The 8,620-nt window shown below is 30.5% G+C and carries 7 protein-coding genes, 3 tRNA genes and 1 other annotated feature (1 of these 11 only partly in view); of the genes, 1 reads left to right on the top strand and 9 read right to left on the bottom strand.

Annotated elements, in window-relative coordinates; translation table 11 throughout:
- The 3 genes from murD to CSPA_RS00675 all read right to left on the bottom strand — a co-directional run.
- On the bottom strand, positions 1–1,357 hold the 5' portion of the coding sequence (gene murD / locus CSPA_RS00685) for a UDP-N-acetylmuramoyl-L-alanine--D-glutamate ligase (RefSeq protein WP_015390302.1). Its footprint begins 20 nt before the window's first position; the window shows 1,357 of its 1,377 coding nt (coding positions 1–1,357); the start codon lies at positions 1,355–1,357; its stop codon lies beyond the left edge, outside the window.
- 143 nt (positions 1,358–1,500) lie between these two features.
- On the bottom strand, positions 1,501–2,892 hold the full coding sequence (locus CSPA_RS00680) for a glycine--tRNA ligase (protein ID WP_015390301.1): 1,392 nt from the start codon (positions 2,890–2,892) through the stop codon (positions 1,501–1,503).
- 50 nt (positions 2,893–2,942) lie between these two features.
- Positions 2,943–3,117, bottom strand: a binding site (T-box leader).
- 68 nt (positions 3,118–3,185) lie between these two features.
- Positions 3,186–3,260 (bottom strand) — tRNA-Asn (locus CSPA_RS00675).
- Between the two features lie 126 nt (positions 3,261–3,386).
- Here CSPA_RS00675 and CSPA_RS00670 point away from each other — a divergent pair.
- Positions 3,387–3,716 carry a single-stranded DNA-binding protein gene (locus tag CSPA_RS00670; RefSeq protein WP_015390300.1) on the top strand — a complete coding sequence of 110 codons (330 nt, stop codon included), beginning with the start codon at positions 3,387–3,389 and terminating at the stop codon, positions 3,714–3,716.
- 65 nt (positions 3,717–3,781) lie between these two features.
- Here the strand turns inward: CSPA_RS00670 and CSPA_RS00665 are convergent.
- The 6 genes from CSPA_RS00665 to CSPA_RS00640 form a co-directional block, all read right to left on the bottom strand.
- Positions 3,782–3,856: transfer RNA gene (locus CSPA_RS00665), tRNA-Asn, on the bottom strand.
- 255 nt (positions 3,857–4,111) lie between these two features.
- Positions 4,112–4,186 (bottom strand) — tRNA-Asn (locus CSPA_RS00660).
- Between the two features lie 148 nt (positions 4,187–4,334).
- On the bottom strand, positions 4,335–5,840 hold the full coding sequence (lysS, locus tag CSPA_RS00655; RefSeq protein ID WP_015390299.1) for a lysine--tRNA ligase: 1,506 nt from the start codon (positions 5,838–5,840) through the stop codon (positions 4,335–4,337).
- Positions 5,841–5,853: 13 nt separating this feature from the next.
- Positions 5,854–6,336, bottom strand: coding sequence for a transcription elongation factor GreA (gene greA, locus CSPA_RS00650; RefSeq protein ID WP_015390298.1), 483 nt, complete (start codon positions 6,334–6,336; stop codon positions 5,854–5,856).
- 342 nt (positions 6,337–6,678) lie between these two features.
- Positions 6,679–7,644 (bottom strand): tRNA dihydrouridine synthase DusB, encoded by a 966-nt coding sequence (gene dusB, locus CSPA_RS00645; protein WP_015390297.1) that lies wholly within the window; start codon positions 7,642–7,644, stop codon positions 6,679–6,681.
- 20 nt (positions 7,645–7,664) lie between these two features.
- On the bottom strand, positions 7,665–8,459 hold the full coding sequence (locus CSPA_RS00640; RefSeq protein WP_015390296.1) for a type III pantothenate kinase: 795 nt from the start codon (positions 8,457–8,459) through the stop codon (positions 7,665–7,667).
- Positions 8,460–8,620 lie beyond the last annotated feature (161 nt).

Here is an 8,620-nt window from a genome sequence, read left to right as displayed (position 1 = left end):
TTTTAAATGTATTTCCTCTAATCATAAAATTTGGATACATATCAAACGAAGCACAGGCTGGCGATAATGTTACTATATCTCCAGATCTTGCAACACTCCTAGCCTCTTTCACCGCATCCTCCATAGTTTCAACAGTCTTTATATTTATTTTAATTTCTTGCTCTTTATATAATTTATCAAACACCTCTCTAATTTTATCCTTTGTAGCTCCAAGTAGAATCAACTCTTTTATATATGGATATCCTTCATAAGCTAGTGGTTCAAATGGTATATGCTTATCATATCCCCCTGCAATTAATATTACTTTTTCATCAAAAGCCTTAAGGCCTGCTAGTGTTCTCGTAGGACTAGATGCTATGGAATCATTATAATACTTAACACCATCTAGTTCTCTTATAAATTCACATCTATGTTCAACACCTTCAAATGTTTCTGCTACTTTTTTCATTGACTCTATAGAGACATCTTCTTTAACTGCCAAAAATGCCGCAAGATAATTTTCAACATTATGCATTCCCTTAATCACTATATCACTCTTCTTACACACTTCTTTTCCTTCAAGATATAGTATTCCTTCTTTGAAGTATGCTCCGCCCTCTATTTCTCTCTTAGAACTGAACAATTTAACATTGCCTTTGGCTTCTTTTTTAAACTCATAAGTAATTTCGTTTTCTCTATTCAATACTAAAATTCCATTTGAATTCTGATATAAGAAGATATTTTTTTTAGCATCTATATATTCTTGCATATCCTTATGCATATCTAAATGATTAGGTGATAAATTTGTGCATACAGCCACGTCTATTTCTTGAGTCATGGTCATAAGTTGAAAACTTGATAATTCTAATACAACTTTATCCTCTTCTTTTATACTTTCTATTTGAGAAAATAATGGAGTTCCTATATTTCCTCCAACCCAAGTTTTATAACCTTGTTCTTCTAATAATTTCGAAATAATTGTTGTAGTTGTTGTCTTACCATCACTACCTGTTACTCCGTACACTTTTCCTTTAGTGTATCTTACAAACTCCTCCATTTCAGAAGTTATGTATGCGCCTTCATTTTTAACTCTAATTAAAGCTTCACTATCAATTCTCATTGATGGGGTTTTAAACACTACATCAAATCCAGTAAGAGAATCTAAATAATTTTCACCAAGTTCTAATTTTACACCTTTATTAACAAAATCAGTTCCTACATCTCCAAGTTCTTCTATAGTCTTTTTGTCAAAAGCTGTTACTACTGCACCTAACTCCAACAAAAAATTTATTAAAGGAATATTGCTAACTCCTATTCCTACAACACCAACCCTTTTGCCAATAATATATTTTTTAAACTCTTCAAAATTCTTCTTCATATTTTTCCTCCATATTTAATTAACTATATAATATAACTTATTGATAAAATCCGTTCTTTTCCATTTCAATTATAACACCTTAAAATAAAAAATAAACTGACTCTTAATAAATTATTGAGCCAGTTCATTATCTTTTTTACTCTTTAAAATTCTAAACTTTTTTGTATATAATTTTCTACTTCACTTATCTTAATTCTTTCTTGTTCCATAGTATCTCTATTTCTAATAGTAACAGCTCCATCTTCTAGTGTGTCAAAATCGATTGTTATACAATAAGGAGTTCCTATCTCATCTTGTCTTCTATATCTCTTACCTATACTTCCTGTTTCATCAAATTCAATATTAAACTTCTTACTTAGTTCTGCATAAACATCTAAAGCTTTTTCTGAAAGTTTCTTAGAAAGAGGTAATATAGCAGCTTTAAATGGTGCTAATGCTGGATGTAGATGTAATACTGTTCTAACATCACCATCTTCTAATTCTTCTTCATCATAAGCTTCAATCAAAAATGCTAAAGTAACTCTGTCTGCACCTAAAGATGGTTCTATAACGTATGGTATATATTTCTCATTGGTTGCTTGATCCAAGTAACTTAAATCTTGCCCAGAATGTTCTTGATGCTTATTTAAGTCATAATCTGTTCTATCTGCTATACCCCAAAGTTCTCCCCAGCCAAATGGGAATAGATATTCTATATCAGAAGTTGCATTTGAATAGAATGATAATTCTTCTTCACCATGATCTCTCATTCTTAAATTTTCCGGTTTAACATTTAAATCCATCAAGAACTTCCAGCAGTAATCTTTCCAATATTTATGCCACTCTAAATCTGTTCCTGGCTTGCAGAAAAATTCTAATTCCATTTGTTCAAATTCTCTTGTTCTAAATGTAAAATTACCAGGTGTAATCTCATTTCTAAATGATTTACCAATTTGAGCAATACCAAATGGAACTTTCTTTCTTGAAGTTCTTTGAACTGCTTTAAAGTTAACAAATATACCTTGAGCTGTTTCTGGTCTTAAGAAAACTTCAGATTTAGCATCTTCAGTAACACCTTGGAATGTTTTAAACATAAGGTTGAATTTTCTTATATCTGTATAATTCATCTTTCCACATTTAGGACATACAATATTATTACTTTCAATGTACTCTTTTAGTTGTTCATTTGTCCATCCATCAGCGCTGGCTACTTCTGCTCCATTGGCTGTCATATGATCTTCAACCAATTTATCTGCTCTAAATCTTGCTTTACACTCCTTACAATCCATCAATGGATCTGAGAAACCGCCGACATGCCCTGATGCTACCCAAACTTCTCTATTCATTAAAATAGCAGAATCCAAACCTACATTGTATGAACTTTCTTGAACAAACTTTTTCCACCATGCTTTTTTAACATTATTTTTAAATTCAACTCCTAAAGGACCATAATCCCACGAATTGGCCAATCCACCATATATGTCTGATCCAGGAAATATAAATCCTCTATTTTTGCAAAGAATTGTGATCTTATCCATTGTTTTTTCTACTGACATTATTTATCCCTCCAAAATATAATTTTATAAAATAAAAAAAGCCTTAACCACAAAGGGACGAAATTATAATTCCGCGGTTCCACCCTTCTTGGCTTAGGCCCATCTTTCTTCACTAATAATCTTACACTCAAAAGCTCCATTCATCCTAAATCAATGATGGTTTTCACCAAACACCATCTCTCTATAATTGACTTATGAATTACTACTCTTTTTCAACATGTATATTCAATTTATAAATTAATTTTAACAAAATTAATTTTTCTGTCAATATATAAAATATATTCTTAAAAAAATGGCTCCGCGAAGAGGACTCGAACCTCCAACCTATCGGTTAACAGCCGAGTGCTCCACCATTGAGCTATCGCGGAACGTCATTACTTAATCTATTATATCAGTTTTTTTTAATTATGCAACCCTATTTTTCATTTTTTATTTGAATACGAACCTATGTTTTTGTCTAAACTTATAACAAACAATAATTTAGGAGGAAATGTATGAATAAAGTATATCTTATAGGTAGAATAACTAGAGATTTAGAACTTCAGTACTTTGGAAATGGAGAAAGATCTTATGTAAAATTCACTTTAGCTGTGGATGAATACAATCCAACTTCAAAAGAGCCTTCAACTAATTTTATTGATATTGTTGCTTTTGATAAAAAAGCTGAGATTCTATCTAAGTATGTTGCTAAAGGTCATAAACTATCAATAGAAGGTAAAATTAAAACAGGTAGCTATTTAGATAAAAACAATATAAAAAAATACACAGTTGATGTAGTTCTAGATAACTTTGACTTTATTGATAATAAGTCAAATGTAATATAAAAAAAATAAGGTAGAAAATTCTTCTACCTTTTATTGTTTTCCAATATTATTTTCAAATAAAAAAATGGCTCCGCGAAGAGGACTCGAACCTCCAACCTATCGGTTAACAGCCGAGTGCTCCACCATTGAGCTATCGCGGAACGTCATTACTTAATCTATTATATCAGCTTTTATTAATTTTGCAACCCTTTTTTTATTTTTATTATAAATTTATTTTCTAAATTCAAAAATTATTGACAATTCCCCAAATCTCTTACTATAAATTCAAGCTTAATCCCTAACAAACTTAATTTTTCAAAAGTCAGCCTTTCTCCTTAGCATTCAAGTGCAAAAAAATAAGGCAGAATACCTTCTGTCTTTAGCAAATCATAATTTTCTATTTTCAAACAAAAAAATGGCTCCGCGAAGAGGACTCGAACCTCCAACCTATCGGTTAACAGCCGAGTGCTCCACCATTGAGCTATCGCGGAACGTCATTACCTAATCAATTATATCAGTTTCTCAAAATTTTGCAAGCTTTTTTAATAAATTAAACAAAAAAGATTCATATATACTCGAAATATATATAAACCCTTTTGTTTAACTATATCTACATATCTTTAATATACTTAAATCAAATTACTTCTGAGGTCTCATTGTTGGGAATAATATAACATCTCTAATTGATGCTGAGTCAGTTAAGAACATTACAAGTCTATCTATTCCCATTCCCATTCCACCTGTAGGAGGCATACCTGTTTCTAGAGCACTCATAAATTGTTCATCTAACATATATGCTTCATCATCACCAAGTTCTCTTTCCTTAGCCTGTTGTTCAAATCTTTGTCTTTGAACTATAGGATCATTTAATTCTGAATATGCATTACAAATTTCTCTTCCAAATACAAATCCTTCAAATCTTTCAGTAAATTCAGGATTTCCTCTCTTTTTCTTTGTAAGAGGTGATATTTCTACTGGATAATCTGTTATAAATGTAGGCTGAATCATATTAGCTTCACCAAATTCTTCATATAACATATTTAATACTTCACCTTTAGTTACTGTATCTAATGGTTTAGCAAATTCTAAATGCTTTTCTTTAGCTATAGCTTGAGCTTCTTCATCGGATTTAATTTGATTAAAATCTACTCCCGCATATTCTTTTACTGCATCCACCATAGTTATTCTTCTCCAAGGTGGCTTGAAATCTATTTCAGTTCCTTGATAATTAACTTTAGTAGTTCCATTTACCTTTTCACATATATGCGCAACCATATTTTCTGTAATTTCCATCATATCATTATAATCCGAATATGCTTCATATAATTCAATTGCTGTAAATTCAGGATTATGTCTAACCGACATACCTTCGTTTCTAAAATTTCTTCCTATTTCATATACTTTTTCAAAACCAGCAACTATCAATCTCTTAAGATATAACTCTGTTGCAATTCTTAAGTACATATCAATATCTAAAGTATTGTGATGAGTGACAAACGGTCTAGCCGCTGCTCCACCAGCTATAGCTCCAAGTATTGGAGTTTCTACTTCTACAAAACCTTTATTATCTAAAAATTCTCTCATAGCTGAAATAATTTTACTTCTCTTTATAAAAGTTTCTTTTACTTCTGCATTTGTAATTATATCAACTTCTCTTTGTCTATATCTTAAATCTGGATCTTTTAATCCATGCCATTTTTCTGGAAGTGGCTTTAAAGATTTACATGTTAATTCAAAAGTATTTACATTTACAGATACTTCCCCTGTTTTTGTTGTAAACACTTCACCTGTCGCTGCAACCCAGTCACCTAGATCAAATGCCTTGTATTGCTTTAAATTCTCTTCTCCAACTTTATCAATCTTTAAGAATAATTGTATCTTTCCATCTTTATCGTGTATATCTGAAAATACAACTTTCCCTTGACCTCTTTTAGACATTAGTCTTCCTGCAACTGTTACTTCTTTTCCTTCTAATTCGTCATAGTTTGCCTTAACTTCTTCTGATGTATGAGTTCTGTTTACTTTATATACATCAAAAGGATCTTTTCCGGCATTTTGTAGCTCTGCTAGTTTAGTTCTTCTCAATCCTTCTTGTTCATTATATTGAGACTCTAATTCCTGCATGCTCATTTCTTCTGTTGACATAATGTACCTCCAATTAATTTCTACTTATTCCCAATATCTCGAATTTATTAATTCCATCAGGAACTGCTACTTCTATTATTTCACCAACTTTTTTGCCTACTAAGGCTTTTCCAACTGGTGATTCATTTGATATTTTAAAATTCATAGGATCCGCTTCAGCTGAACCTACAATTAAATACTCAACTTCTTCGTCAAATTCATAGTCTTTAACTTTAACTTTTGCTCCAACTGAAACAATATCACTTGGAATTTCTGATTCATCAACAACCACTGCATTTTTTAACATGTTTTCTAATTGAATTATTCTTCCTTCTGTAAATGCCTGATCGTTTTTAGCTTCATCATATTCTGAATTTTCACTTAGATCTCCATATCCTAATGCAATTTTAATTTTTTCAGTTATTTCTTTTCTTTTTACAGTTTTTAAATATTCCAATTCACCTTCTAATTTTTTAACACCTTCATAAGTCATTACATATTGTTTTGTTTGGCTCATATACTTTACTCCCCTTTAAAACCTTCTATAATTTTTTAATTAATAACTATGTTCATTATTTTATATTTATTAGAACACTCCTCAATCAGTCAAAAAATACGTTATTAATATATATTCCCAATAAGATAACCTTAATTACTAAATAACTTAAACAATTTTTGTTTCCAACTGACATTTAACTAATTATAAATCAGCATATTTGATATGTCAATAAATCCTAAAATAAAGCAACAACCATCTTTCCCTCAGATTTATAAAATAAATATAAGTACTATTAATATTATAATATCAACAATTTATTTTTTAATTCACATTTGAAATATTTTTTTAAATATTATAATATTATAGTTCTTCCATATATTTAATTAATACTTCAATTACTTTCTTACTATCATCTATTGTATTAATTTGATTTCTTATTTCAGTACATTTAGGAAGGCCTTTTATATACCACGACGCATGTTTTCGCATTTCTCTTATGGCCTTAAATTCTCCATCATATTTAATCGCTAGATTATAATGTTTAAGGCACATTTCAATTTTTTCTTTATTTGAAACTTCTGAAATAGCCTCTCCTTTTAGTGCACTGTTTATCTCTCTAAATATCCATGGATTCCCTTGGCTTCCTCTAGCAATCATTATTCCATCACAATTTGTTATCTTTTTTATCTTAATAGCATCTTCAGTTGAGAACACATCGCCATTACCTATTACAGGTATAGAAACGGTATCTTTAACTTTTTTAATTATATCCCAGTCTGCAACCCCTTGATACATTTGTTTTCTTGTTCTTCCATGAACAGTAATTGCATCGGCTCCTGCTTCCTCCATAATATTTGCAAATTCTACAGCATTAATATTATCTTCATCAAATCCTTTTCTGAATTTAACTGTAACAGGTTTCTTTGAAATCTTCTTTATCGCCTTTACAATATCATATGCAAGATTAGGCTCCTTCATCAATGCAGATCCTTCTCCATTTTTAACTATTTTGGGCGCAGGACACCCCATATTGATATCTATAATACAGATATCATCTCTATAATTTAAATATTGTTCACATATACTTGCCATTATTTCTGGTTCTCTGCCAAAGATTTGTACCGCAACTGGTTTCTCTTCCTCAGCTATTCTAAGCAATGTCTGAGTATTCTCACTTCCATAATATAATGCTTTGGCACTAACCATTTCAGTATAAACCAATCCACATCCCATTTCCTTGCATAATCCTCTAAATGATATATCTGTTACACCAGCCATAGGTGCTAAAAACACATTATTATCAAAGGTTAAATTACCTATTTTCATTCAGAATTTACTCCTTAAATTTAGCAATTCGCCATTTCTTTATTTTTTTCGTACAAAATCTTTAATCCCTCTAATGTTAAATCCGAATCAACCTTGTCAATAACATCAGTTTCTTTAGCTATTAAATTCGCTAATCCCCCTGTAGCTAATACAAATGGTTCTTCTTTATATTTAGAAGTCATCATTTCCTTCTTCATTTTTCTAACTATATATTCAACTTGCCCAATATATCCATATAAAATTCCTGCTTGCATACTTGATACTGTATTTTTACAAATAATTCCCTTAGGTATTTCAAGCTCTACTCTAGGAAGCTTCGCAGCTCTTTCAAACAATGCGTCTGCTGAAATTCTAATTCCTGGACATATGCACCCTCCAAGATAATCTCCATTTTCTCTTAGTGCACAAAAGGTCGTAGCTGTTCCAAAATCTATTATAATTACAGGCCTTTTATAAATTTCGTAAGCCGCAACAGAATTTACTATTCTATCAGCTCCAACTTCTTTTGGATTATCATATTTAATGTTTATTCCCGTCTTTATTCCCGGTCCTACTATTATAGGTTCATGATTAAAACATTTTTTTAACATATTCTCTAAAGAATGCATTATGTTAGGAACAACAGATGAAACTATAACTCCTGTAATATCTTTTGGATTTATATTACCAAGATTAAATAACTGCATAACCTGTATACTATACTCATCAGAAGTTTTATTCCCTCCACTTGAAATACGCCAACTCGCTATGTATTTATTTCCATCATGTACTCCTAAAACAATATTTGTATTACCTGCATCAACAAGCAAGATCATAGAAAGCACCACCTTAATATAGTTAAATTAAAAGCAGCCCAAAGAGCTGCCTTAATTTAGAAAATAACAATATAATTTTAACAATTTTAATATATTTGTCAAGTGTTTATATCTTGCTTAAATACCATAAAACTATTTATTTATAATAACTAAATTTTCAA

The organism is Clostridium saccharoperbutylacetonicum N1-4(HMT) (assembly GCF_000340885.1).
GTDB lineage: Bacteria > Bacillota > Clostridia > Clostridiales > Clostridiaceae > Clostridium > Clostridium saccharoperbutylacetonicum.
The sequence above is the reverse complement of the archived record's forward strand: the minus strand, read 5'-3'. Positions and strand labels throughout refer to the sequence as shown.